Annotated in this window: 22 protein-coding genes and 1 pseudogene; 10 read left to right on the top strand and 13 right to left on the bottom strand. The window is 59.6% G+C overall.

Annotated elements, in window-relative coordinates:
- Positions 1-3: 3 nt before the first annotated feature.
- The gene (locus tag J3P95_RS13000; RefSeq protein ID WP_434581088.1) at positions 4-1,014 is read right to left on the bottom strand and encodes a zinc-dependent alcohol dehydrogenase family protein; all 1,011 of its coding nucleotides are present in this window, start codon (positions 1,012-1,014) and stop codon (positions 4-6) included.
- 162 nt (positions 1,015-1,176) lie between these two features.
- On the opposite strand from J3P95_RS13000, the gene J3P95_RS12995 reads away from it, so the two are divergent.
- From J3P95_RS12995 to J3P95_RS12970, 6 genes are all read left to right on the top strand, one after another.
- Positions 1,177-2,091, top strand: coding sequence for a LysR substrate-binding domain-containing protein (locus tag J3P95_RS12995; protein ID WP_434557254.1), 915 nt, complete (start codon positions 1,177-1,179; stop codon positions 2,089-2,091).
- A gap of 67 nt (positions 2,092-2,158) precedes the next feature.
- On the top strand, positions 2,159-2,461 hold the full coding sequence (locus J3P95_RS12990; protein ID WP_186610312.1) for an ArsR/SmtB family transcription factor: 303 nt from the start codon (positions 2,159-2,161) through the stop codon (positions 2,459-2,461).
- Positions 2,462-2,523: 62 nt separating this feature from the next.
- Positions 2,524-3,498: a zinc-dependent alcohol dehydrogenase family protein gene (locus J3P95_RS12985; protein ID WP_434581090.1), complete on the top strand. Its 975-nt coding sequence runs from the start codon at positions 2,524-2,526 to the stop codon at positions 3,496-3,498.
- A gap of 34 nt (positions 3,499-3,532) precedes the next feature.
- Positions 3,533-3,847: an antibiotic biosynthesis monooxygenase family protein gene (locus J3P95_RS12980; protein ID WP_434557252.1), complete on the top strand. Its 315-nt coding sequence runs from the start codon at positions 3,533-3,535 to the stop codon at positions 3,845-3,847.
- A gap of 51 nt (positions 3,848-3,898) precedes the next feature.
- Positions 3,899-4,129 (top strand): hypothetical protein, encoded by a 231-nt coding sequence (locus J3P95_RS12975; RefSeq protein ID WP_434581092.1) that lies wholly within the window; start codon positions 3,899-3,901, stop codon positions 4,127-4,129.
- Between the two features lie 77 nt (positions 4,130-4,206).
- Complete coding sequence (locus tag J3P95_RS12970) at positions 4,207-5,916, top strand: diguanylate cyclase (RefSeq protein WP_434557251.1); 1,710 nt, start codon at positions 4,207-4,209, stop codon at positions 5,914-5,916.
- A 47-nt stretch (positions 5,917-5,963) separates the two neighbouring features.
- Here J3P95_RS12970 and J3P95_RS12965 read toward each other — a convergent pair whose 3' ends face one another.
- Positions 5,964-6,710 carry a hypothetical protein gene (locus tag J3P95_RS12965; protein ID WP_434557250.1) on the bottom strand — a complete coding sequence of 249 codons (747 nt, stop codon included), beginning with the start codon at positions 6,708-6,710 and terminating at the stop codon, positions 5,964-5,966.
- Positions 6,711-7,033: 323 nt separating this feature from the next.
- On the opposite strand from J3P95_RS12965, the pseudogene J3P95_RS12960 reads away from it, so the two are divergent.
- Together J3P95_RS12960 and J3P95_RS12955 are read left to right on the top strand one after the other, a co-directional pair.
- Positions 7,034-7,168: pseudogene (locus J3P95_RS12960) on the top strand (GNAT family N-acetyltransferase); the annotation flags it as partial.
- A 74-nt stretch (positions 7,169-7,242) separates the two neighbouring features.
- A complete protein-coding gene (locus tag J3P95_RS12955; protein ID WP_434557249.1) occupies positions 7,243-9,096 on the top strand; it encodes an ABC transporter ATP-binding protein in 1,854 nt (617 codons plus the stop codon).
- Positions 9,097-9,161: 65 nt separating this feature from the next.
- Here J3P95_RS12955 and J3P95_RS12950 read toward each other — a convergent pair whose 3' ends face one another.
- Entirely contained in the window at positions 9,162-10,328 is a 1,167-nt protein-coding gene (locus tag J3P95_RS12950) for an MFS transporter (protein ID WP_434557248.1), read from the bottom strand.
- Positions 10,329-10,422: 94 nt separating this feature from the next.
- Here J3P95_RS12950 and J3P95_RS12945 point away from each other — a divergent pair, with 94 nt between their 5' ends.
- On the top strand, positions 10,423-11,316 hold the full coding sequence (locus J3P95_RS12945; RefSeq protein ID WP_434557247.1) for a LysR family transcriptional regulator: 894 nt from the start codon (positions 10,423-10,425) through the stop codon (positions 11,314-11,316).
- 164 nt (positions 11,317-11,480) lie between these two features.
- Here J3P95_RS12945 and J3P95_RS12940 read toward each other — a convergent pair whose 3' ends face one another.
- From J3P95_RS12940 to pstS, 6 genes are all read right to left on the bottom strand, one after another.
- Positions 11,481-12,134, bottom strand: coding sequence for a hypothetical protein (locus tag J3P95_RS12940; protein ID WP_434557205.1), 654 nt, complete (start codon positions 12,132-12,134; stop codon positions 11,481-11,483).
- Positions 12,131-12,832 carry a hypothetical protein gene (locus J3P95_RS12935; RefSeq protein ID WP_434557204.1) on the bottom strand — a complete coding sequence of 234 codons (702 nt, stop codon included), beginning with the start codon at positions 12,830-12,832 and terminating at the stop codon, positions 12,131-12,133. The genes J3P95_RS12940 and J3P95_RS12935 overlap by 4 nt, the downstream gene beginning before the upstream one ends.
- A 93-nt stretch (positions 12,833-12,925) precedes the next feature.
- A complete protein-coding gene (gene pstB, locus J3P95_RS12930; RefSeq protein ID WP_025214260.1) occupies positions 12,926-13,687 on the bottom strand; it encodes a phosphate ABC transporter ATP-binding protein PstB in 762 nt (253 codons plus the stop codon).
- Between the two features lie 75 nt (positions 13,688-13,762).
- Positions 13,763-14,674, bottom strand: a complete 912-nt coding sequence (pstA, locus tag J3P95_RS12925; RefSeq protein ID WP_186611880.1) for a phosphate ABC transporter permease PstA — start codon at positions 14,672-14,674, stop codon at positions 13,763-13,765.
- Entirely contained in the window at positions 14,674-15,639 is a 966-nt protein-coding gene (gene pstC, locus J3P95_RS12920) for a phosphate ABC transporter permease subunit PstC (protein WP_434557203.1), read from the bottom strand. Before pstC ends, pstA begins: the two co-directional genes overlap by 1 nt.
- Before the next feature lie 73 nt (positions 15,640-15,712).
- Positions 15,713-16,744, bottom strand: coding sequence for a phosphate ABC transporter substrate-binding protein PstS (gene pstS, locus J3P95_RS12915; RefSeq protein ID WP_434557202.1), 1,032 nt, complete (start codon positions 16,742-16,744; stop codon positions 15,713-15,715).
- 182 nt (positions 16,745-16,926) lie between these two features.
- Between pstS and ppk2 the strand changes: the two genes are divergently transcribed.
- The gene (ppk2, locus tag J3P95_RS12910) at positions 16,927-17,844 is read left to right on the top strand and encodes a polyphosphate kinase 2 (protein ID WP_434557201.1); all 918 of its coding nucleotides are present in this window, start codon (positions 16,927-16,929) and stop codon (positions 17,842-17,844) included.
- Between the two features lie 52 nt (positions 17,845-17,896).
- Here ppk2 and J3P95_RS12905 read toward each other — a convergent pair whose 3' ends face one another.
- The 4 genes from J3P95_RS12905 to J3P95_RS12890 all read right to left on the bottom strand — a co-directional run bounded on the left by J3P95_RS12905 (position 17,897) and on the right by J3P95_RS12890 (position 22,724).
- Positions 17,897-19,051 carry a TIGR03364 family FAD-dependent oxidoreductase gene (locus J3P95_RS12905; RefSeq protein WP_434557200.1) on the bottom strand — a complete coding sequence of 385 codons (1,155 nt, stop codon included), beginning with the start codon at positions 19,049-19,051 and terminating at the stop codon, positions 17,897-17,899.
- A gap of 75 nt (positions 19,052-19,126) precedes the next feature.
- Positions 19,127-20,146 carry a putative 2-aminoethylphosphonate ABC transporter substrate-binding protein gene (locus J3P95_RS12900; protein WP_434563660.1) on the bottom strand — a complete coding sequence of 340 codons (1,020 nt, stop codon included), beginning with the start codon at positions 20,144-20,146 and terminating at the stop codon, positions 19,127-19,129.
- 29 nt (positions 20,147-20,175) lie between these two features.
- Positions 20,176-21,003: a phosphonoacetaldehyde hydrolase gene (gene phnX / locus J3P95_RS12895; protein ID WP_434563658.1), complete on the bottom strand. Its 828-nt coding sequence runs from the start codon at positions 21,001-21,003 to the stop codon at positions 20,176-20,178.
- Between the two features lie 17 nt (positions 21,004-21,020).
- Positions 21,021-22,724 carry a putative 2-aminoethylphosphonate ABC transporter permease subunit gene (locus J3P95_RS12890; protein ID WP_434581098.1) on the bottom strand — a complete coding sequence of 568 codons (1,704 nt, stop codon included), beginning with the start codon at positions 22,722-22,724 and terminating at the stop codon, positions 21,021-21,023.
- Positions 22,725-22,734 lie beyond the last annotated feature (10 nt).

Here is a 22,734-nt window from a genome sequence, read left to right as displayed (position 1 = left end):
GTTCTACGAAACGTTTATTACCACCTTGCCAAACGCCCCACGAGCCAAGTGCTGGAAGGCCTGCTGCGCTTCTTCGAACGCATAGGTCTGCTCGATCACCGGGCGGATCGCGTGCTGGTTGAGGAATTCGTTCATGCGGTCGAACGATGAGCGAGGCGCGACCGCAATGCCGCGAATGGTGGTCTGGCGGAAGATCAGCGGCATCAGGCTCAGCGTGGTGATTTGCCCGGTCAGAAAGCCGATCTGCGCGATCTTGCCGGCGGCCTTGGTCGCCAGGATGGATTGATTCAGGCCTTCACCGCCGGCAACATCAAGCAGAAGGTCCACGCCCTTGCCGTCGGTCAGTTTCAGCACTTGTTCTTCCCAGCGTGGGAAGGTCCGATAGTTCACGCCGGCGACGGCGCCGAGCTGCTTCACCGCTTGCAGATTTTCGTCACTGCTTGAGGTGACGATAACCTTGGCGCCAAGCGCGGTTGCCAGCTGCACCGCGAAAATCGAGACGCCCCCGGTCCCCTGTACGAGGACTGTCTGACCTGGCTGAATCTGGCCATAATCCACCAACGAATACCAAGCCGTCAGCGCTGCAATCGGCAAGGTCGACGCTTCTTCGTCCGACATGTTATCTGGCGCCCGAACGGCACTTTCTTCGTGAATGATCATGTACTCGGCCAAGCCGCCTGGGAGCGGCATGCCGAAGCAATAGGCAGGCTCGTTCGGGCCAGGCTCGCCATCGATCCAGCGCGAATACAGATGCGAGTTAACGCGGTCGCCCACCTTGAAGCGGCTGACGCCTTCGCCGACCGCGACCACGGTCCCTGCTGCGTCACTCACCGGGATCAACGGCTTGGGCACCAGATGGGGTTCGTAAATACCATCGATGATCGCTTTGTCACGAAAATTCAGGGAGACCGAGCCAATTTTCACCAACAACTCGCCGACCTTGGGTTCTGGGGTGGGTGTTTCATCCAGTACAAGATTGTCGAGACCAAAATCTTTCAGAAGCCACGCTTTCATTTGTCTTTCTCCAGAGGGACATGAAACCAACTGGCGACAGTGTTGCGCAGGGGATGGGCGCAATAAATGCGCGGAAAGGCACAAGATTGTTATGCTTTATGGCAATAGTTTTGTTAAAACTTGTCGTTCTGGCGCTAACAATAAACAACAGAGAGAGGTCCCATGGAGTTGCTTCAGTCAATGCAGGTGTTCGCCAGGCTGGCCGAACTCGGCAGCTTCACCCGAACGGCAGACGCCTTGCAGCTAGGCCGCCCCCAAGTCAGTCGTGCGATTCAAGAGCTGGAGACTTCGTTAGGCGTGCGGCTATTCCAGCGAACCACGCGAAAGGTGCGGCTCACTTCTGAAGGTGAGCGCTTTTACGAGCGAGTGAAAGGCATTCTTGGCGACGTTGCGCAGGCCACTTCGATGTTTGGGCTGCCAGGCTCGGCGATGCGCGGACGGCTACGTGTCGACATCCCGACAGCCTTTTCCCAGCCGGCGCTCATCGAGAGCTTCAGGGATTTCACCACGCGATACCCTGCCATCGAGCTGGCACTTGGCGTGACGGATAGGACGGTGGACTTGGTGGCGGAGGGCGTGGACTGCGCGCTGCGTATCGGCGATCTGCCCGATTCGAGTCTCGTCGCCCGTAGCATCGGCCACGCCACGATGATCACTTGCGCTGCGCCCAGGTACCTTCAGGAGCATGGAGAACCCAAGACGCTTGATGACCTGAGCGCGCACCGTGGCGTCACGTTTCTCTCCGGCCAGAACCAGCGCCCGTTGCCTTGGCAGTTTATCGATGGGGCTAGCGAGCGAGCCTACGTCAGTCGCCATGGCATCACGGTCAACGAGTCCAACGCCTATGTGGAATGCGGCGTCGCCGGCTTCGGCATTCTGCAAGCGCCTGGCATTACCCTTGACCGTTACCTTGCTGACGGTTCATTGGTCGAGGTGCTTCGGCGCTGTCGACCTCGTGCTAGACCTGTATCGGTCTTGTATCCGAGCAGGTCTCACCTGGCCCCGCAAGTTCAAGCGTTCATCGAGTGGATGCGCGTGCAATTACCTCAGCTCTTCGGGCAGTGGTTGGAGAGATAGCAGGCTGGCCAGAAACTGAATTAACGTTGCGCATTGACATATCGAAAAATCTCGATATGCTCGGAGCATGGAACTGATCGAAATATTCAAAGCCCTCTCGAATCCTACACGCCTTGAAATCTTGAAAGGCTTGAAGGATCCCGCAAAGAACTTCCCTCCGCAGGATGAGGGTGACGTTCTCACGGTGGGAGTCTGCGTCAGCAGTATTCAAGAAGGCATCGGACTCTCTCAGTCAACGGTGTCGGGTTACCTGGCCACGTTGCAACGAGTGGGCCTGGTAGAGGTCAGGCGCATCGGTCAGTGGACTTACTACAAACGGAATGAAGCAACCATCAGTGCGCTGGCCGAGATCATTGGAAAAGAGCTGTAATTTTTTACCGCGATATATCGAGATATCTCGATATCCCTTTTTATAGATATGAGGAGATACCCATGAAAGCGATGATCCTGAAATCATTTGGCGGCCCTGAATCGTTCGAGCTCAGCGACGTGCCCAAGCCCGTGCCCCAGTCGGGACAAGTCCTGGTCCGAGTCCACGCAACCTCCATCAACCCATTGGATTTCCAGGTTCGACGGGGTGATTACGCCGACCTGGTGCCACTGCCGGCGATTACCGGCCACGACGTATCTGGCGTTGTCGAAGCCGTTGGGTCGGGTGTGACGGCCTTCGTTCCAGGAGACGAAGTCTGGTACACCCCGCAAATATTTGAAGGGCCAGGAAGTTATGCCGAGTACCACGTCGCTGCCGAAAGCATCGTCGGGAAGAAGCCCGCCTCGCTGAGCCATCTTGAGGCGGCTAGCCTGACTTTGGTTGGCGGCACGGCGTGGGAAGCATTGGTCGTGCGCGCAGCGCTCAAAGTGGGCGAGAGCATTCTGATACACGGTGGAGCGGGGGGTGTCGGTCATGTAGCGATCCAGTTGGCGAAGGCCATCGGAGCGCGGGTCTTCACCACCGTGCGAGAAGCGAACTTTGAATTCGCCCGAAGCATGGGTGCCGATGTGCTCATCGATTACGAAAAAGAGGATTACGTCGACGCGATCAATCGAGAAACCAATGGCCACGGCGTCGATGTGGTGTTTGACACCATCGGCGGCAACACATTATCGCGCAGCCCCGACGCCCTCGCTCAACTTGGCCGGGTTGTCAGCATCGTGGACATTGCCCAGCCACAAAACGTCATCCAGGCCTGGGGCAAGAACGCGAGTTATCACTTCGTTTTCACTCGACAAAACCGCGGCAAGCTGGACGAGTTGAGCACCCTGATAGAGCGCGGTCAGCTGCGCCCGCACGTCGGCGCCGTTTATTCACTTGCCGACCTCGCGCTCGCCCATGCGCGGCTGGAGAGCCCCAACAATGGTCTTCAGGGAAAAATCGCGATTGCAGTCGAGCCGTCGCTCATTCGGTGAGTGCGCAGTCATCAAATCAATCTGGAGAAACGCCATGATCTACGAGATCGCTAAGTTGCCCGTTCACAAAGAACGCATTGAATCGTTCAAAGGTGCATTTGCCGAGGTCGCTCCCTTGCTTACCGGCGCAAAGGGATACTGCGGGCACTTGCTGGCGCAAGGGATTGAAACGCCCGAGCAATTCAATCTGATCGTGCGATGGCAATCGCTTGAGGACCACACGCCTGGTTTTGAAGAAAGTGAAGACCATCGGGTGTTCATGCTGGGCTTGGAGGAATATTTTTCCGAAGAACCGACGGTCTACCATATTGAGGGGGCGGCGTTTTCAGATCGTGCGCCTTTCCCCTGATCGCCCTGTCGGGGCAAGTGGAGGAGGGCACTCGCGAAAGGGTATTGCGCCGTGGCCTTGAATGAAATACTCAAGGCCAACGGCGGCGTCTATTCAAAGGCGCTGAGCACGCAGGTATTGAAAAAAACATTGGATCCTAAAGGCAGGGGGCAGAACCTCTGCGGGCCTGGAAGCGTTGATTTGTCTAGCGTCACGCGGCGCTTGTTATGCGGCACGGGTTTCCCAGAGCGTTGGCGGTATCTGGCGGATACAGCTTGGTTACCTTATTGTGCAAAGCAATAAACCGTTTGTCGGTTCTGTCTCTTGGCGCCTGTCTCCATTAGGCCGACCTCGCTGGATTTCCAAGAGCGTAATCTTCAATGCCTGATCGTAAAGCAAGCCTTCTTTTCGCCGCGGGTGCCGCGACGCTTGTCATGGCCGTCACAGCGGCCGTTGGTCCCATCACCTTATTCTGGACAAACGAGACTCGCCTGGAGCGAAACGTTGTCGAGGTACAGATAGATCGTATCCGCAACGTCCAAGGGCTGTTGGTTGATGCCGAAACCGGTGAGCGCGGTTACGCGTTGACGGAAAAGGACGTCTTTCTACAACCTTACTATGTCGCCGTATCCCAACTGCCTCCGGCCCTCAAAAGCCTGCGAGCAGCCTATCAAGGCGATCCAGCCGAAGAGGTTGGGCGTGTTGAAGAGTTCATCCGTCATGCCGAGCTTAAAATGGTGCACCTGGATCGGGTGGTGAAGCTGGTAAGTCTCCACGGAAATGATGCTGCCGAGGAGGAAATTGCTGCTGGCGGTGGTAAAGACCTGATGGACGTCGTTCGTACCATCAGCGCTGAACTGATCAGTGACGAAACAAAGGAACTGGCGGCGCTCGAACGTCAGCTTCTAAGCAACATTCGCTGGGCCGTTGCGATTTCGATCGCTAGTTTCATCGTTACCCTGGGTTTAGGTCGCTTCATTTACGTATCCATGCGCCGCAGCGTCCGTCGTCAGTCGGAGTCCGCCGCAGCGGCGATCCTGGCCAGCGATCAACTGAGCCAGAGCCTGGAGCGCTTGAAACGCCGTAACGGCGAGATCGGCCTGCTCGCTGACATGGCGAGGTTGCTGCAGACAGAGCTGTCCCAGATGGAAATACTCCAGCTGGCCAGCACTTACTGCCAGCGATTGATACCTGCCAGCGAAGGGGAGTTTTTTCTCTATCGCAACTCTGCTGATGTCCTGCAGCACGCTGCGTCCTGGGGGCAGGTTGAGGAAAAGGGCACCGATGTCATGCTCAATCCCAAGGATTGCTGGGCAATCAGGCGAGGGCGATCGCATTTGACCGAGCATCACCGCGATCTCTGCTGCCCCCATTACCCCGCGGCGTCGGAGACCGAGCAAGTGACCGATTGTTGTCTGCCGTTAATGGCGTATGGCGAGATTCTGGGGCTGTTGCATATCCGTCAAGTTGGGCTGCGTGACTTGGCCGAGGAGGGGCACCAGGTCGCTGAAGCCGTGGCGGAACAAACGGCATTGGCCTTGGCGAATGGCAGGATGCGCCAGGTCCTGGAAACCCAGTCCATCAAGGATCCGCTGACGGGGCTGTACAACCGGCGCTTCATGGATGAGACGCTCAAGCGCGAACTCGCTCGCTCCGAGCGCAACGGCTCTTGCCTGAGCGTCATCATGCTGGACCTCGATAACTTCAAGCAGTTGAATGACTCTTACGGCCATGCAGCCGGCGACGCCGTGCTGCGCGCGGTCTCCGCATTGATCGTGCAATCTCTCAGGTCATCCGATATTGCCTGTCGCTTTGGCGGCGAGGAGCTGATTGTGATCCTGCCGGAATGTTCAGCCGAGGTCGCGGCTTCACGAGCAGAAGCCATACGAGCATCGTTGGAAGAGACGAGCCTTACAGACCACGGGCAGACATTCACGGTGACGGCTTCGTTTGGGGTCGCTTCCACAGAAACCAGCGGGGCCGATCAAGGTACTCTTTTGAAAGCGGCTGACTCGGCGCTCTACGCGGCCAAGCGACTTGGGAAAAACCGGATTGAATCCTGGCCTGTGCGCAAAGTGGGAGCCGTTTGAGCGAAGGGTTTCGAATAGCTGCCTGATAAGCCCGGCGGAACTGCGAATTAATTTGCGCTCGATCTTTGGAGTGACTGGATCCGGACCGACCCGTTACCCGTAGCCCTCAAAATAGCATTGCACAGGGCCCGGGCAACAGGTGCGTAACTGGTCTGGCTGGGCTGGCCGGCTTCGCGAGCCCCGGTGGGATTGATCAGGTGCACCGCGATCTGTCCTGGCAGCCAAGAGACCAGTGGCCAGCGGGTACGATAGGCAGGTTTAGCCCGGGCGTCTCCGGTGGTCGGATCAAAATCGCAGGACGTCACAAACGCTATCCCCATCAGGCAAGCGCCTTCGAGCTGCGAGCGCACGCGACCAGAATTTGCCAAGCAACCCAAGTCCGCAACCACGACCGCGTCATGAATGATCAAGCGGCCTTCGTCGCTCACCTCGATATCGAGTACGACCGCCATGCAGGTCTGCGCGTCATAGTGGGCGGCGATGCCTTGCGCCCGACCATGTCTTGGGAGCGTGCCCCAATGGGCTTTCTTTGCCGCTTCGCTGATGACGCTCCGCATTCGATGGCTATCGACGCTTGATGAGTGCCGAGTGTCGTCGTTCGTCGTCGACGCCGGATCAATCAGCGAAAGCAGGTAATCCTTGTGATCAAGCTTGCAGGCGCGCACCTGCGCGGCCATGAATCGCTGTTCGGCGAACAGCCGGAGCAACAGGCCTTTTCTGTCCAGATTGCTGTCGAGTGTCGATTGCCAGGTAAATTGCTCGAGGGCACTGACGTGCGCATCAGGATGGCTCATTGCGTTTCTCCTTCCGGCTGATGGCAACCGTTCCAGCTAAAGCGATGGGTCCTGTATCGGTCCGCTGGTCACAGCGGCACCGCAGGGCAGTCAGGGAGTACTTTAGGGAAGAGGATCTGACGTCAGGGTGACGCTTGGCTGACAGGAACATGTCAAACGCTGGCTGACTGGGTGGCGGGCGTGGTGCCCATAAAAATGGTGCTCGGCGACGGTGCGGAGTGCGGTGGGCATGCAGTCGCCTACACTGGCATTTCAACAACCGAACGCAAGGAACAGCGCTCAATGGACTGCGTTATTCGAAAGGCAACCAGCGTGGATGCCGCGGCGTTGAATGGTTGCGAGTCCCTTCCTCGATCACGGCAGAAGCGTTTTATTGCTCCCTGGGTTTTCGCAAAGTTCGAGACGCGTTTCACGGCGCAGAGCGCACAATCGTCATGGAAAAATCTTTGAACGGATAATCTTGCCCTCCATCCAAACCCTTCAAAGCAATCTTTAGATGCCAATCTCCTTATTGGATCGTCATGGAGACACCATGCTTCACGCATTTGAACAACGGCTCGACCCTTTTCCGCCCGACGAGGTGCCGCCACCACCGGACGGTCTGGCGCGGTTCCTGTGGGCCTGTACGCGGGGCGCCCGCGGTTACATCCTGGCGCTGGCGCTGCTTAGCGCCGGGGTGTCGATCTACGAAGCCTGGCTGTTTTCTTTTCTCGGCCAGGTCGTCGACCTGCTCTCGACCTGGCAGGCCGGTGGTGATGCGACCCGGCAGGAAAGCCGGGTCCTGTGGGGCATCGGTATCATGCTGGTGACCAGCATCGGGCTGGTGGCGTTGCGCACGATGGTGCAGCACCAGATATTGGCGATCAATCTGCCGTTGCGACTGCGCTGGGATTTTCATCGGCTGATGCTGCGGCAAAGCCTTTCGTTCTTCTCGGATGAGTTCTCCGGCCGGGTCACTACCAAAGTGATGCAAACGGCGCTGTCCGTGCGCGAGGTGCTGTTCACCATCATCGAGATCGCGCCGGGGATTGGCGTGTATTTCATTGCGATCATTGCTCTGGCTGGCGGCTTTGATTTGAAGCTGATGCTGCCTTTCATTGCCTGGGTGGCGTTGTTCGGCCTGGCCATGCGGTACTTCGTGCCGCGCCTGGAGAAAGTCGGCCAGGAGCAGGCCAATGCGCGGTCGTCGATGACCGGGCGTATCTCGGACGCCTACACCAACATCACCACGGTGAAGCTGTTCTCCCACTCAAAACGCGAAGCACACTTCGCCCGCGCTGCCATGGAAGATTTCAAGCAAACCGGTTTTCGCCAGATGCGCTTGGTCAGCCAGTTCGAGATTGTCAATCAGGCTTTGGTCGTCGCATTGATCATGGGGTCGGGCGGTTATGCGCTGTGGCTATGGCATCAAGGCGAAGTCGGCACCGGTGCCGTGGCGGCGATTACGGCCATGGCGTTGCGCATCAATGGCATGTCGCACTGGATCATGTGGCAAATGACTTCGCTGTTCGAGAACATCGGCACCGTGCAGGACGGCATGGCGACCTTGACCCGCGGCCCCAAGGTAAAAGATGCGCCCGATGCCGGCGCGCTGGTCACCACCGGTGGCGCGGTCACCTTCGACAATGTGAACTTCAATTACAACGGCGAGCGCCAGGTGCTCGATGGCCTGAGCCTGAGCATTCGCCCAGGCGAGAAGATCGGGCTGGTGGGCCGCTCCGGCGCCGGGAAATCCACGTTGATCAATCTGCTCCTGCGCTTCTACGACGTCGACAGCGGTGAGATTCGAATCGACGGGCAGAACATCGCGCATGTCACGCAGGACAGCCTGCGCAGCGCCATCGGCATGGTCACCCAGGACACGTCGCTGTTGCACCGGTCCATCCGCGACAACATCGCCTACGGTCGCCCCGACGCCACCGATGAGGAAATACGCAGTGCCGCCGCCAGCGCCCAAGCGGATGGGTTCATCAATCGACTGAGCGACAAGCAAGGCCATAGCGGCTACGACACACTGGTGGGCGAGCGGGGGATCAAGCTTTCGGGCGGCCAGCGTCAGCGCATCGCCATTGCCCGAGTGATGCTCAAAAATGCCCCGATCCTGCTGCTTGACGAGGCCACCAGCGCGCTGGATTCGGAAGTCGAGGTAGCCATCCAGGAAAGCCTCGACGAAATGATGAAGGGCAAGACCGTGATCGCCATCGCTCATCGACTGTCCACGATCGCGGCCATGGACAGGCTCATCGTCATGGATGATGGGCGCATCATCGAGCAAGGCACCCACGCCCAATTGCTCGGCAAGAACGGTACCTATGCGCGATTGTGGCACCACCAGAGCGGCGGGTTCCTGGGGGAGGACCGGGGCGTGGTCGAGTGCTTGGATTAGCCCAGCCTGGGGCGACCTGCAGCGCGCGTTCCAGGTGTTGTGCAGAGAGGAGAGCAGGGGGGACTTCACACCGCCTCAGCCGCAACCACCCTGGAACGCCAGGCAAAAGCCAACACCATCAGCAATCCCAGAGCCGCCATTGCCGCTCCGGCCAGGGAAATCGCTGGATAACCCAACCCCGCGTTGATCACCGCGCCGCCGAGCGCCGCACCCATCGCGTTGCCGAAGTTGAAGGCACCGATATTCACTGCCGAGGCCAGGTTGGGTGCGTCCTTGGCGGCGTCCATCACGCGCATCTGCAATGGAGGCACCAAGGCAAAACTGGCGATACCCCAGATCAAGATGGCAATTGCGGCCGGCAGCGGCCAGCGCATCAGCACGGTGAACGCCAGCAGCACGAGGATCAGCACGCTCAGCGAAACGATCAAGGTGCGGTCTATCGAGCGATCCGCGGCCTTGCCGCCCCACATATTGCCCAGCGTCAGCCCCACACCGAACAGCACGAGCATGGCAGTGATAAAGGGCGTGGAGGCATGAGTCTCGCTGGTCAGGATCGGGGCGATATAAGTGAAAACGGTGAACATCGCACCTGAACCGACCACGGTCAGGGCCAACGCTCCCAGCACCGGGCCACGGCCCAGCACCCGAATTTCGGCCAGCACACCTTTGCCTTGCGGTGCCGGCAGGTTGGGCAGCGCGAACCACAACGCGGCCATAGTCACTACGCCCAGGCCGGTAATTCCCCAGAATGCGCTGCGCCAGCCAAACAATTCGCCAAACCAGGCGGCAAGCGGCACACCGCCGATGGTCGCCAGGGTCAGGCCCATGAACATGGCCGCGACCGCCCCGGCACGTTTTTCCGGGGCGACCACGCTGGCGGCGACAATGGAGCCAACGCCAAAGAACGCACCGTGGTTCAGTGAGGTCACCACCCTGGCGAACATCAGGCTGTAGTAATCGGTCGCCAGGGCTGACATCAGATTTCCCAGGGTGAAAATCGCCATGAGTCCGATCAGCAGGTAGCGCCGGGGAATCCTCCCGGTGGTCAGGGTCATCAGCGGCGCGCCGAGCAGAACGCCCAAGGCGTAAGCACTGACCAACAGACCCGCGGCGGGAATGGAAACGCCGAGATCCGCAGCGATGCCCGGCAACATGCCCATGGGGGCGAACTCAGTAACGCCGATGCCAAAGGCACCGATGGCGAGCGCGACAAGTGGTGGATTGATACGCATGGAAGTCTCCTCATCTGTGCAGCAAATGCTACGATGCTACCTTTTCAGGCGGTAGATAGCATTTCTGGCAAAGACCTTTGCCTTCGGAGCACAAATGGACTTCAACGGTAGATCAGGTGAAATGGCGATTTTCGCCATGGTGGCGCAGGAGGGCAGCTTGTCGGCCGCCGCCCGAGCATTGGGCCTGACACCTTCGGCGGTCAGTCGGATCATTGCGCGTACCGAACATCGTCTTGGCACCCGCTTGCTGTTGCGTACCACGCGAGCGATCACTTTCACCGCCGAGGGCGAAGCTTACCTACGCGGCGCCCGGCGTATCCTGGCCGACATGGCCGAGGTCGAAGACGCCATCGCCGACCAAGGCGTGCCAAGGGGCCGTCTGCGGGTCAGTGCAGCCCTCGGCCATGGGCGACAGGCAATCGTTCCCTTGGTGGCCGCATTCAGCGCGCGCTACCCGAACATCGTCGTCGACCTTACCCTCGGCGACGAAGTGGTCGACATTCTTGGCGGCCAGGCCGACGTGGCGGTGCGGTTCGGCTATCTGCCCGACAGCCCGCTGACCGCGCGCAGGATCGGCGACATCGGCCAGGTGGTGGTAGCGTCGCCCGAGTATCTAGAGCGCCATGGCACCCCCTTGGAACCGGAAGACCTGCTGCGGCACAACTGTTTGCGCTTCAATTTTCGTCGCGCCGAACCGAACTGGCCGTTCACCCGCGACGGCAAAGAATTCTCCCTGAAGGTCAGCGGCAACATCGAATGCAGCAGTGGAGAGGCGCTGGCGCAATTCGCACGGGTAGGCGCCGGCATCGCGCGTATCGGCGAATTCAGCGTGGCCGAGGATCTGCGGCGCGGCGATTTGGTGCAGCTACTCGATGGCTGGAATCCCGGAGATCGTGAGCCGATCCATGCCGTCTTTGTAGGAGGCGCAGCAATGCCTGCGCGGGTGCGGGTGTTTGTAGATTTTCTGCTGGAGCATCATCGGATGTGAGCGGTAGCCCAGTGTTGTAAGTAGAGGCACATGGAAGGGGTAGTCTGGATGAGGCAGGATGATAGGGGCCGGACGCCAGTAACGCTGTAAACAGGATTACACATCTTGTTTAACATAATATACATTATGCGAACCATTGAATCAGCTCCTGTAGATCCATGCCCTCATCGAGAACTGACCGCTTCTTCAAGGAAAGCTTGTGCTCGTTGATAGACCGGCTCTTCATGCCTGCGCATTTGCTGCCAAACGAGTTGCGCCTGGACAATCGTGACCGCATCTAGGACTTTCTGTGTCCAGCGGTCATCCTCTGGATGTACTACGACAACCCGAAACCCATGGTCGTTACCTTCAATTTGCACGCCTTCGGAATCATCGACATGCAAGTCGATATCAAACGCCGGCGGATACTTTGAAGGCGAATTCGCCAGCCCGTGCACCGTCAATGCGCGATTGTGCAGCACGCTGTTGACCACTCCATCGACGCGGATTCCGTATAGCAGCAACCAGCGCCTGATGTAGGACGGCGTGCGACCGGACGACGTGTAGACCCAGATGCTGCAATCCTGGCGGCGCAACTCTCGGATCAGGGAACGTGTGCCCTCGCGCAACGGCTCACCCAACCAGCGATGAACACAGGCTGGCAGCCTGCTTTGTTCGACTGCGCAGTGGTGGAGTTGGCAGGCAAGTGTGTCATCGATATCAAACGAGATTCGTATGCGCTGACGCTTGAACAGCTGCGTCGGCAGAGCGCAGCGGATGGCCTGCCCTACCCGGCTGCTGAAGGTTTTGCACTTGACGAGCGTTGCAGACCCGCTCATCGATGACCACCTTGATAAAGGGGTAAAGACTTGCCTTTGAGAAAAAACTTCATCGGATCAGGTGCCTGTTCTTCTAGGAAAGCTGCGTATTTTTTCTTGATCTTGGGCAATTCGTACAAGGCCTTGACGCCGTGCTTGGCGGAATTGCGTATGACCGAGGACGGGTTGAAATAGCCCTCGGCGTTCTCCAGCGTCAGCACGAAAGGAGGCAATCCGGCGCGCATGAGCAAATAGCTGACGATCAGCGACCCACTGCGGTTGTTACCTTCGATGAACAACTGGGGCTTGCTGAGGATGCGGACATAGACGCCAGCCGCACGTTTCCAGACTGATTCGCTGCGATACGCGCAGTACCAATTGAACAAATCCTTGATGCCGCCTTCAACGTTGTTAAAGAAATGCTCCTCGGTCGCTGCCAGGTGCTGGGCATATTCCAAGCGGCGTGCCGGGTCTCGGCCACAGAGTACCGTGGCATTGATCTCCAGCATCAGGTTCAGTTGCTGAAGATCGAACAGGTCAACGCCGCGGGCAACATACTCGTCAACCAATGCGTAACCTTCAAGCACATTGTGCAGCACTTCGTCGGTCAGGGGATCGCGGGGCTCCGTGAAATGCCGGCTAAGTTCGGCGAAGCGGCTCTGCACTTCACGCAGTGCGCGTTCAATTGCTGGCAAATCAAGCCGATGTGTTGCGGGCATTGGTGCTCCTTGGAAACGCGGGTAAATGTCTACCGGATGCCCGCCAAATCCATTTGGCTTCTGCAGGTATACGGCCTTGACCGGGGGTGTTGCTCAGCTGAACTTACCGCTGATGTAATCCCCGGTCATCTGTTCACGCGGGTTATCGAAAATCTGCGTCGTCGGGCCCATCTCCACCAGATAGCCGGTGCGCGTGCCCTGGGAAATATCCACGGAGAAGAACGCCGTGGTGTCCGCGACACGGATGGCTTGCTGCATGTTGTGGGTGACCAGCGCGATGGTGTAGTCCTTCTTCAACTCGACCATCAATTCCTCGACCCGCCGGGTAGCGATCGGGTCGAGTGCCGAACACGGCTCATCCAGCAGCAGGACTTCCGGCTCGGTCGCGATGGCGCGAGCAATGCACAGACGTTGTTGCTGGCCACCGGAGAGCGACAGGCCGCTGACCTTGAGCTTGTCCTTGACCTCGTCCCACAGCGCGGCGCCTTGCAGCGCGTGCTTGACCCGATCACCGATATCGCCCTTGTAGCGATTGAGGCGCAGGCCAAACGCGACGTTGTCGAAGATGCTCATCGAAAACGGGTTCGGCTGTTGGAACACCATGCCGATGTAGCGGCGCACAACCACCGGATCAACGCCCTTGCCGTAGACGTCTTGTCCAAGGAAGTGCACGTGCCCTTCGAAACGGAACCCCTTCACCAGATCATTCATCCGGTTGAGGCTGCGCAGCACGGTACTCTTGCCACAGCCCGAAGGCCCGATGAATCCGGTGATCTTGTTCTTCTCGATCGGCACATGGCTGTCACGTACCGCCATGAAGTTTCCGTAGAAAATCTTGTCCAGTTTGCAGTCCATGACTACAGGCGCCTGGGTGACAAACGGAGCGGCTATTTGCGCAGTGGATACGTTCAAAATCAGATGCTCCCGTTCTTAATACTTAGGCTTGCCGAAAATACGGCTGATGATGTTGACGAACAGCACGATCATCACCAGCACCAACGAGGCCGCCCATGCGAGCTCGAGCTGGTTATCGAAAGGCATGCCGGAGAAGTTGTAGATCAACACTGCAAGCGATGCAGTCGGGTTCATCACCTCAAGACTGCCTTGGTGATAGATCCAGTAGTTGCTGAACAACGCGGTGAACAACAACGGTGCCGTCTCGCCCGCGGCACGTGCCACGGCCAGCATGACGCCGGTCAGGATTGCCGGCATGCCGGTAGGCAAGACGATTTTCCAGATCACCTGTGAGCGGGTGCAGCCCATGCCGTAGGCGGCATCCTTCATGATCTTGGGCACCATGCGCATCGACTCTTCCGCCGTCAGCACGACGATCGGCAGCATCAGTACCGCCAGCGCTACGCCACCCGCCGGTGCCGAATAAGTGCCGGTGGTCATCACCACCAGGGCATAAGCGAATACCCCGGCCAGAATCGAAGGCAGACCCGTGAGCATCTTGGCGGCAAAACGCGAGGCGTTCGCCAGTTTGCTGTCCGGCCCCAGTTCAGCCAGGAAGATCGCCGCCATGATGCCGACCGGCACCGCGATTGCCGCCGCGATACCGACCATCACGAAGGTGCCTGCCATTGCGTTGCCGAAGCCCCCGCCCATCTCGAAGCCTGTCGGCGGCAGTTCGGTGAAGACTTCCAGGTTCAGGCGAGCGCCACCGCGGGTAATCAGCATGTAGAGCACGGAAATCAGCGGCACGCTGGCCAGTAGCGCACCCGTCCAGACCAGGGTGGTCAGGATCAGGCTGCGCAGGGCGCGGCCCTCGAACTTGCGCTGCAGGCTGGGCATCGCGCCTGCAGGGGCGGTCAAGTCTGTTGCAGCAGAGAGATCAGTCATCACCTATTTCCCCGTTGGGCATACATCATGATCAAGGAGCCGAAAATGTTCACGATCAAGGTAATCAACATCAGCACCAGTGCGGCATACATCAACACCTCGATCTCGTTCGGCCCGGCTTCCGGGAAGTTCAGCGCGAGCAAGGCCGCCAGCGTGTTGGCCGGCGCGAACAGCGAGAGGGAAATGTTGTTCGCATTGCCTACCAGCATGGCCAGCGCCATGGTCTCACCCAACGCGCGCCCCAAGCCGAGAACCAGGGAGCCGAAAATGCCGGTGGCGGCGGACGGCACCATCACCTTGAGAATCGCTTCCCAATGGGTAGTCCCCATGCCATAGGCGGCCTGCTTGGTTTTCATCGGTACGGCCGTGAGAGCATCCTGGGAAACGGCGGCAATGGTCGGCAGAATCATGATGGCAAGTACCAGTGCCGCAGGGAGCAGCCCCGGTCCGCTCAGGGAGGTACCGAAAAAAGGCACCCAGCCGAGCTCGCTGTTCAGCCAGGTCGTCAGTGGCCGAATCGCCGGGATCACCACGTAGATCCCCCACAGGCCATAGACAACGCTTGGAATGGCCGCGAGCAATTCGACAATGGTGCGAAAGATGGCGGCAAGCTTGGGCGGCAGGAAGTCCTGGGTCAGGAAGATCGCCATGCTGACGCCGAAGAAGCCTGCGATCAACAACGCGATCAGGGCGCTGTAGAGCGTGCCCCAGATAGCCGGCAGAATGCCGTATTTGCCCTGGTTAACGTCCCAGACGCTGCCTAAAAGCACGTCGAAACCGTGTTTCTCCATGCCGGGAAGCGCCTTGCGGCCCACTTCGAACACGAGCGCAAATACCAATGCCAGAATCAGGATCACCCCGATGCGCGCAAGCGCACGAAAGGTGCGATCAACCAGGAAGTCCTTCGTCGAGGGTGGTTGGCAGGCGGAGTCCGGATTAACCGGTACGACAAAAGGTTTGTTCATTGGCTAAGTCCGGAACAAGGGGGAAAACTCCCCCGGCATGCTGGGAGCACACACCGGGAGAGACCTCACGGCATTACTGGATGTTGGCGGAGGCTTTGCGAACCTGCTCGACGACCGATTGCGGCAATGGGATGTAACCCATCGAATCGGCAATCTTCTGGCCTTCGGTCAGGCTGTATTCGACCATTTCACGCATGGCCTTGGCCTTGGCCGGATTGCCGTTATCCTTGCGGAAGATCATCCAGGTGTAGGACGTGATCGGGTAGGACTTGGCACCGTCCGGATCCGGCAGCCAGGCCACCAGGTTTTCCGGCATCTTCACCGCAGCCAGGGCCTCGGCACCGCTTTCGGCGTTCGGCACGACATATTTGCCGGCCTTGTTCTGCAGTTGGGCGAAGTCGACCTTGGCCAACTTGGCGAAGCCGTATTCGATGTAGCCAATCGCGCCCGGGGTTTGACGCACAGTAGCGGTGACGCCATCGTTTTTCGGCGACTTGATGAACTTGTCACTGGCCGGCCAGTTGACGGTGTTGCCCTCGCCCAGCGCCTGCTTGAAGTCAGGGTTGATGGTTGCCAGGTGCTTGGTGAACACCGCGGTCGTACCGCTGGAGTCCGCACGCACGACTACCGTGATCGGCGTATCGGCCAGTTTCAGGTCCGGGTTGGCGGCAGCGATCTGCGGATCGTTCCAGCGCGTGATCTTGCCCAGGAAAATGTTTGAGTATACGTCGCGTGGCAGCTTGAGACCCTTGGGATTGCCCGGCAGGTTATAGGCCAGCACGATTTCCCCAGCGGTCATCGGCAGCAACTGCACGCCTTCGGCGACCTTGGCGATATCTTCATCTTTCATTGCCGAGTCGCTGGCGGCGAAATCGACGGTTTTGTTCAGGAAGTCCTGTACGCCCGCGCCGCTGCCCTTGGATTGGTAATCAACGGTGACACCGTCGGATTTCTTGCTGAAATCCTTGAACCAGGTGAGATAGATCGGCGCAGGGAAACTCGCCCCGGAACCCGTCAGACGGACATTCTCTGCTGCGAAGGACGCCGAGGTGGCACACAGAGAAACCGCAATGGCGAGCGCAGCAGACTTCATCAAACTTTTCATTAAGGGACACCTTGTGATTACGGGCTCCCGAACTTTGCAGCAGTTTTGTTACGTTTTCATGAAAGCTCAATGGCAAGCAGCATGCTTTTCCTCCTGTAACCGCAGCAAAGCATTTCGATGTAATGGGTTCGTAACAAATTTCGCCTAACACTTTGCCATCCTCAATCCGCGAGCCCCCTTCTATGTCCTCTGCACCAGACACCTTGATACAGCGCATCCACCGTGAGCTGCTTGATCACAGTGACGAAGAGCTGGAACTGGAATTGTCCGAAGACGGGCACGACCTGAATGCGCTGTTCGATGAGCACGTAACGGAAGGCACTGAGAAGGATGCTCGGCGGCTGTATTTCAGCGAGCTGTTCCGCCTGCAAGGCGAACTGGTCAAACTGCAAAGCTGGGTGGTCAAGACGGGCCACAAAGTCGTGATCCTGTTCGAAGGACGGGATGCCGCCGGCAAAGGCGGCGTCATCAAGCGCATCACCCAACGCCTGAACCCCCGGGTCTGCCGGGTCGCCGCCCTGCCCGCCCCCAATGACCGCGAACGTACCCAATGGTACTTCCAGCGCTACGTCTCGCATCTGCCGGCGGCGGGCGAAATCGTACTGTTCGACCGTAGCTGGTACAACCGTGCGGGTGTGGAACAAGTGATGGGGTTTTGCAACGAAGATCAGTACGAAGAGTTTTTCCGTACCGTGCCGGAGTTCGAACGCATGCTCGCTCGCTCCGGCATCCAGTTGATCAAATACTGGTTCTCCATTTCCGACCAGGAACAGCACCTGCGCTTTCTGAGTCGCATCCATGATCCGCTCAAGCAGTGGAAACTCAGCCCCATGGACCTGGAGTCGCGCCGGCGGTGGGAAGCCTATACCAAGGCCAAGGAAATCATGCTTGAACGCACCCACATTGCCGAAGCACCTTGGTGGGTGGTACAGGCCGATGACAAAAAGAAAGCCAGGCTCAACTGCATCAATCATCTTCTTGGGCAGATGGCCTATGAAGAGGTAGAGCTGCCGGTAATCGAACTGCCACAGCGCGTCAGGCAAGAAGACTATTCCCGCAGCCCCACGCCACCTGAACTGATCGTGCCCCAGGTGTATTGAAGTCAGCCACGTTGGGGGCCGCTGCACGGCCCCCCTTGTAGCGCATTTGAGATCACGCCGCCGAACTGTGCGGGCGAGCTTCCCCCAGCAAGGCCGCAACGGTGCGCTCGCCAAGCGCAAGGCCCACGCTCATCCCCAACCCGGTGTGCATCAGCACAGCGGTAACCCCCGGCGCGGCTGCGAGCACGCTGAACGGCCCAGGTCCGCGCGCGCCATACACGCCTTGCCATCGTTCCAGTACTTCGATTTGGCCGCCCAGGGTATCTTGCGCAAGATCGATCAGAATCCGATCCACCTGCTCGGCGTTGAACGGCGAGATGTCGCTGCCGTAGACATGGGAGTCGCCGATGATCAGATCGCCGTGCGGTGTGGGACTGATGAGCAAATGGATGCCATGCGTCTCCAACTCCGGATGGTTCGTGCGGATCTGCGCGCGGATGGCCTGCGCTTCAGGCAGATCGGCGAAGGCGCCGTAGTGCACGCAGCTCAGTCCTGTGAGCAATGCATGTCGCAACGCCAAGGGCCGATGTGGGCGGACGCGCAGCATTTGAAGTCCGCACACCTGCGGTTTTAGCGCGGCGATTTGCTCGGCCAGCAGCGTCTGGTAGTCATGGCCTGAGCACACGACAATGTGCCGCGCGGTAAAGCGTCCGGTACTGGTTAACGCACAGTTGCTCTGGACATCGCGCACCAGCGTCGAAAAGTGGAATTCGACACCCAAGGCGCCCAGGTAATCGACAATCTGCGCAAGCGCCTCGCGGGAATACAACTGCTGATCATCCAGGCCGAGCAGCGCCGCGCGATGGTGGGCAAAACGGCCGCCATAGAGTGCCGCCAGCGCCTCGCCACGCAGCAGTTCGGTGCGATAGCCCAACGTCGCGCCCCGCCCGTTCACGAAGGCCTCGAGCAATGCTTCTTCGACCTCAGTGCGGGCGAACAACAGTGAGCCTTGTTGGTGCATATGCAGCCCGGCCCCCTGCCCCAGGGTCTTCCATAAACCGTTCGCCTCCCGTGCCAGGTCCAGCATGATGCCCGGCGCCTGGCCGCCGACCAACGCCTGGCCGAAGTTGCGAATCGAGGCGCCCAGCGGCGTATGGCTGCGCTCGAACACCTTGACCTTGAGGCCGCGCTTGGCACCCGCCCAAGCATGGGCCAACCCGAGAATGCCAGCGCCGACGATCAGCAGATCGCAGTCGTGCTCAGACATGAAAACTCCTTGGAAACGATCGATATTATGAGGCCCGCTCGACACCGCCGGGCCTGCGACAGGCATTACAGAACGCTATTTGGCGACGGGTTCTGACTTGCCGTCGTAACGCTTGCGCCACTCGGCAAGCACCCTGTCGCGGTTCCCCGATGCCCAGGCGAAATCGTTGCGGATCAGCCGTTGTTCGTAGTCCGCCGGCAGCTCCGGCAAACGTTCGGCGATGCCCGGTTGTGCCAGGACGGCGAAGTTGGCTTTGTACAGTTCCATGGCCTCGCGGCTGGCCGAGAAATCAGCGAGTTTCCTGGCGGCGTCCAAGTGTTGGGTGCCTTTGATGATGGCGGTGGCTTCGATTTCCCAGCCCAGGCCTTCAGCGGGCAGCACGATGTCCAGGGGCGCGCCTTTGCGCTTGAGCTGGATGGCCGGGTACTCAAACGAAATGCCGATGGGGAACTCGCCGGCGGCCGCCAGCTTGCAGGGCTTGGAGCCGGAATGCGTGTACTGGCCGATATTGGCGTGCAACTTGTCCATGTAGGCCCAGCCCTTGGCCTCGCCGAAGGTTTGCAACCAGGCGCTGACATCCAGGTAACCGGTGCCCGACGAGGCCGGGTTGGGCATGACGATTTTGCCTTGGTACACCGGGTTGGCCAGGTCTTCCCAGCGTGTGGGCTTGGGCAGGCCCTGCTTCTGTGCTTCCACCGTATTGAAACAGATCGCGGCGGCCCAGACGTCCATGCCGACCCAAGTTGGCGGTGTATCGGCATCCCGATAGTTGGCGGCGATCTGGTTGAGATTCGCCGGGCTGTAGGTATCGAGCAAACCCTGTTGCTTGAGAATCGCCAGGCTGGAGCCGGCGAGTCCCCAGACCACATCGGCTTGCGGGCGATCCTTCTCTGCCAGCAGCTTGGCGGTGACGATGCCGGTGGAGTCGCGCACCCATTTGATCTCGATGTCCGGGTTCTGCTGCTCGAAGGCTTGCTTGTAGGCCTTGAGCTGCTCGACTTCGAGGGCCGTATAGACAGTCAGTTCAGTATCGGCCCGGGCCTGGAAGGTACAGGCGGCCAGCAAGCCAGCGGCCAAGGTGATGCGTTTGGACATGGTACTGCTCCGTGTCAGTCAGTGGGCTTTCAGGTATGGGACGGCAATACGCCGCGGGCCAGCTTCGCGTTGATCTGGTCAATCACGGCGGGCAATTGGGCAATGGTGTCGATGAGATAATGCGGGCGGCAGGCAGCAAACAAACCGTCGATGCGGCTACGCTCGGTCGCCAACTGTTGCGCCGAGAGGGCTTGGAACTGCTCCCAGTCGAGGCCGAGGAAATTGCCGGAAAAACGCAGCGCCACGGTCCACATCCCTGCCCTGCGCCCTTCGAGAATGCCGGGTTCGGTGTCGTCGACCTTCACACAGCCCGCGACGTCGTCCAGGCCCAGGGCAATCACATTGGCCAGCGCCTGCGCCGGGCTTGGCCGCCCCTTGGGAACGTCATCGGTGGCGACCACGTGATCGGGTCGATAACCCTTGGCCGCGGCCAGTTCGACAACCTTGTCCATCACCTGCCTGGGATACCCGGAACAACTGCCGATCTTGAGACCGCGCTGGCGCAGCGCAGCAATGCTGTCCAATGCGCCGGGGATCAGGTCTGAATGGTTGGCGACTTTCGCAATCTGCAGCGGCATGAAGCGTTGGTAGATCGCGGTCACGTCCTCGTCGCTCGGCGCACGTGCGAAGCGGCGATGGAAACGTTCAGCCACCACCGGCTGATTGCACAAGGCACGAATGTGATCCCATTTGCCCATGCCCATCGGGCCACGCGCCTCTTGCAGGCTGATCTCGATGTCGAAGCTGGCGAAGGCTTCGACGAAGATCCGCGTCGGCGCGAACGAACCGAAGTCCACCACAGTGCCCGCCCAATCGAGAATGGCCGCCTGCAGGTGTGTAGGGGTTTGGTAATGCATGACTATCTCCAGGATTTTCAAAGACCCGGTGCCAGCTGGCGCCAGGCTTGGGAACGGCGCACCAGCCGGCGCGAGAGTGCCGCGAGCAGCAGCGACACACCGGCCGAGGTCAGCAGGATCAGCGTGGACATCGCGGCGGCCCCGCCGACATTGCCGGCGTCGTCCATGTTCAGCACGGCCACTGCGGCCAGGACGCTGTCAGGGCTGTAGAGAAAGATCGCCGCCGAGACGGTGGTCATCGCTGACACGAACAGATAACGGATGATGTCGAGCAGCGCTGGCAGGCACATGGGCAACGTCACCCGCAGAAAGTGGCGAGCCAGCGGCACTTTGAGCGCCAGCGCCGCGGCTTCGAATTCGTCGTCGAGCTGCCGCAGGGCCGTGCTTGCGCTCATGTGCGCGGTCGTCAAGAAGTGGGCGACGGTGCAAACCACCAGCAGGGCGAGGCTGCCGTATAAACTGTTCAGCGGATTGCCCGGCACGTTGAAGAAAAATACGTAGCCCAGGCCCAGGACCAGGCCGGGCACGGCCATTGGCACGAAGCTGAGCAAGCGCAGGATCCGGGTCAGCGGACTCTGCCGGGTTTTCTCGATCAGGTAAGTGCCGGTGAAGATCAGCAGGCTGCCGAACAAGGCGCTGCACAGCGCCAGCAACAGGCTGTTGCGATAAGCCAGCCAGCCGCCGGGCAGCTCGGAAAAGGCATAGTTTTCCAGCGACAACGACAGGTCGTACGGCCAGAACTGCACGAGTGAGGCGTACACCGCCATGCCGAACACGCCGATCAGCGCGCAGCAGATCAGGGCCGTTACGCTCAGGAAGGCAGCGTCCCTGCCCCATGACGGCGACGGGTGATAAACCTGTGCTCGACCGCTCAGGGTGTCGCGCTGACGACGACGCAGCCACGCGTCCACCGCAAAGCTGAGTAACGCCGGCAGCAGCAGAATCACGCCGATCAGCGCCCCTCGGCCAAATTGCTGTTGGCCAACGACAGCCTTGTAGGCTTCCAACGCAAGCACTTGGTAATCACCGCCGACCGTGACGGGCACGCCGAAATCGGTGATGCACAGGGTGAACACCAGGCAGAAGGCCGCGAACACACCTTGGCGGCTGCCGGGCCAGGTGATGCTGCGAAAGGCTCGCGATGGCGAGGCGCCCATGCTCGCAGCGGCATCGAACAAGCGCGCGTCCGCCAACGCCAAAGCCGACATCAGCACCATCAACGCATGGGGAAAGGTGTAGATCACTTGCCCGAGGACGATGCCCCAGAACCCGTAGATATTGTCGGTCACCAAACCGCGCAACAGCCCTTGGTTGCCGAACAGATAGATCAGCGCAATGCCCGGCAACATCGATGGTGCCAGCAACGGCAGCAGCGAAATGCCTCGCCACAACGGCTTGGCCACGATGCAGGTGCGCTGCAAGGCATAGGCGAAGGCGTAGGCCAGCGGCACAACGATTGCCGCGACGGTCAGCGAAGCCGTCAGGCTGTTGCCTATCAGCCAACGGAAATGGGCGCTGGTGAACAACCTCAGCGCCGACTGCAGGCCGCCGCCCTGGCTGGCGTCCCCGCTGAAAGCACGCCACAGCATGGCGAGCAAAGGCAGCAGTACCGCGAGTACCAGCAATAGCAGAAGCAGCCATTGCCCGCCGCGAATGAACACCCGGTCTGCCAGATCACCGGGTACTTGGCGTGGCTGCAACACGGCCGGCTTGATGGTCATCGTGCCTTCC

This window comes from Pseudomonas sp. Z5-35, assembly GCF_051131945.1.
Taxonomy (GTDB): Bacteria; Pseudomonadota; Gammaproteobacteria; order Pseudomonadales; family Pseudomonadaceae; genus Aquipseudomonas; species Aquipseudomonas marvdashtae.
The sequence above is the reverse complement of the archived record's forward strand: the minus strand, read 5'-3'. Positions and strand labels throughout refer to the sequence as shown.

What these genes read in the sequence shown, in the direction of transcription:
- J3P95_RS13000 (WP_434581088.1), bottom strand. Translation starts at nt 1,014, where the DNA reads ATGAAAGCGTGGCTTCTGAAAGATTTTGGTCTCGACAATCTTGTACTG.
- J3P95_RS12995 (WP_434557254.1), top strand. Translation starts at nt 1,177, where the DNA reads ATGGAGTTGCTTCAGTCAATGCAGGTGTTCGCCAGGCTGGCCGAACTC.
- J3P95_RS12990 (WP_186610312.1), top strand. Translation starts at nt 2,159, where the DNA reads ATGGAACTGATCGAAATATTCAAAGCCCTCTCGAATCCTACACGCCTT.
- J3P95_RS12985 (WP_434581090.1), top strand. Translation starts at nt 2,524, where the DNA reads ATGAAAGCGATGATCCTGAAATCATTTGGCGGCCCTGAATCGTTCGAG.
- J3P95_RS12980 (WP_434557252.1), top strand. Translation starts at nt 3,533, where the DNA reads ATGATCTACGAGATCGCTAAGTTGCCCGTTCACAAAGAACGCATTGAA.
- J3P95_RS12970 (WP_434557251.1), top strand. Translation starts at nt 4,207, where the DNA reads ATGCCTGATCGTAAAGCAAGCCTTCTTTTCGCCGCGGGTGCCGCGACG.
- J3P95_RS12965 (WP_434557250.1), bottom strand. Translation starts at nt 6,710, where the DNA reads ATGAGCCATCCTGATGCGCACGTCAGTGCCCTCGAGCAATTTACCTGG.
- J3P95_RS12955 (WP_434557249.1), top strand. Translation starts at nt 7,243, where the DNA reads ATGCTTCACGCATTTGAACAACGGCTCGACCCTTTTCCGCCCGACGAG.
- J3P95_RS12950 (WP_434557248.1), bottom strand. Translation starts at nt 10,328, where the DNA reads ATGCGTATCAATCCACCACTTGTCGCGCTCGCCATCGGTGCCTTTGGC.
- J3P95_RS12945 (WP_434557247.1), top strand. Translation starts at nt 10,423, where the DNA reads ATGGACTTCAACGGTAGATCAGGTGAAATGGCGATTTTCGCCATGGTG.
- J3P95_RS12940 (WP_434557205.1), bottom strand. Translation starts at nt 12,134, where the DNA reads ATGAGCGGGTCTGCAACGCTCGTCAAGTGCAAAACCTTCAGCAGCCGG.
- J3P95_RS12935 (WP_434557204.1), bottom strand. Translation starts at nt 12,832, where the DNA reads ATGCCCGCAACACATCGGCTTGATTTGCCAGCAATTGAACGCGCACTG.
- pstB (WP_025214260.1), bottom strand. Translation starts at nt 13,687, where the DNA reads ATGGACTGCAAACTGGACAAGATTTTCTACGGAAACTTCATGGCGGTA.
- pstA (WP_186611880.1), bottom strand. Translation starts at nt 14,674, where the DNA reads ATGACTGATCTCTCTGCTGCAACAGACTTGACCGCCCCTGCAGGCGCG.
- pstC (WP_434557203.1), bottom strand. Translation starts at nt 15,639, where the DNA reads ATGAACAAACCTTTTGTCGTACCGGTTAATCCGGACTCCGCCTGCCAA.
- pstS (WP_434557202.1), bottom strand. Translation starts at nt 16,744, where the DNA reads ATGAAAAGTTTGATGAAGTCTGCTGCGCTCGCCATTGCGGTTTCTCTG.
- ppk2 (WP_434557201.1), top strand. Translation starts at nt 16,927, where the DNA reads ATGTCCTCTGCACCAGACACCTTGATACAGCGCATCCACCGTGAGCTG.
- J3P95_RS12905 (WP_434557200.1), bottom strand. Translation starts at nt 19,051, where the DNA reads ATGTCTGAGCACGACTGCGATCTGCTGATCGTCGGCGCTGGCATTCTC.
- J3P95_RS12900 (WP_434563660.1), bottom strand. Translation starts at nt 20,146, where the DNA reads ATGTCCAAACGCATCACCTTGGCCGCTGGCTTGCTGGCCGCCTGTACC.
- phnX (WP_434563658.1), bottom strand. Translation starts at nt 21,003, where the DNA reads ATGCATTACCAAACCCCTACACACCTGCAGGCGGCCATTCTCGATTGG.
- J3P95_RS12890 (WP_434581098.1), bottom strand. Translation starts at nt 22,724, where the DNA reads ATGACCATCAAGCCGGCCGTGTTGCAGCCACGCCAAGTACCCGGTGAT.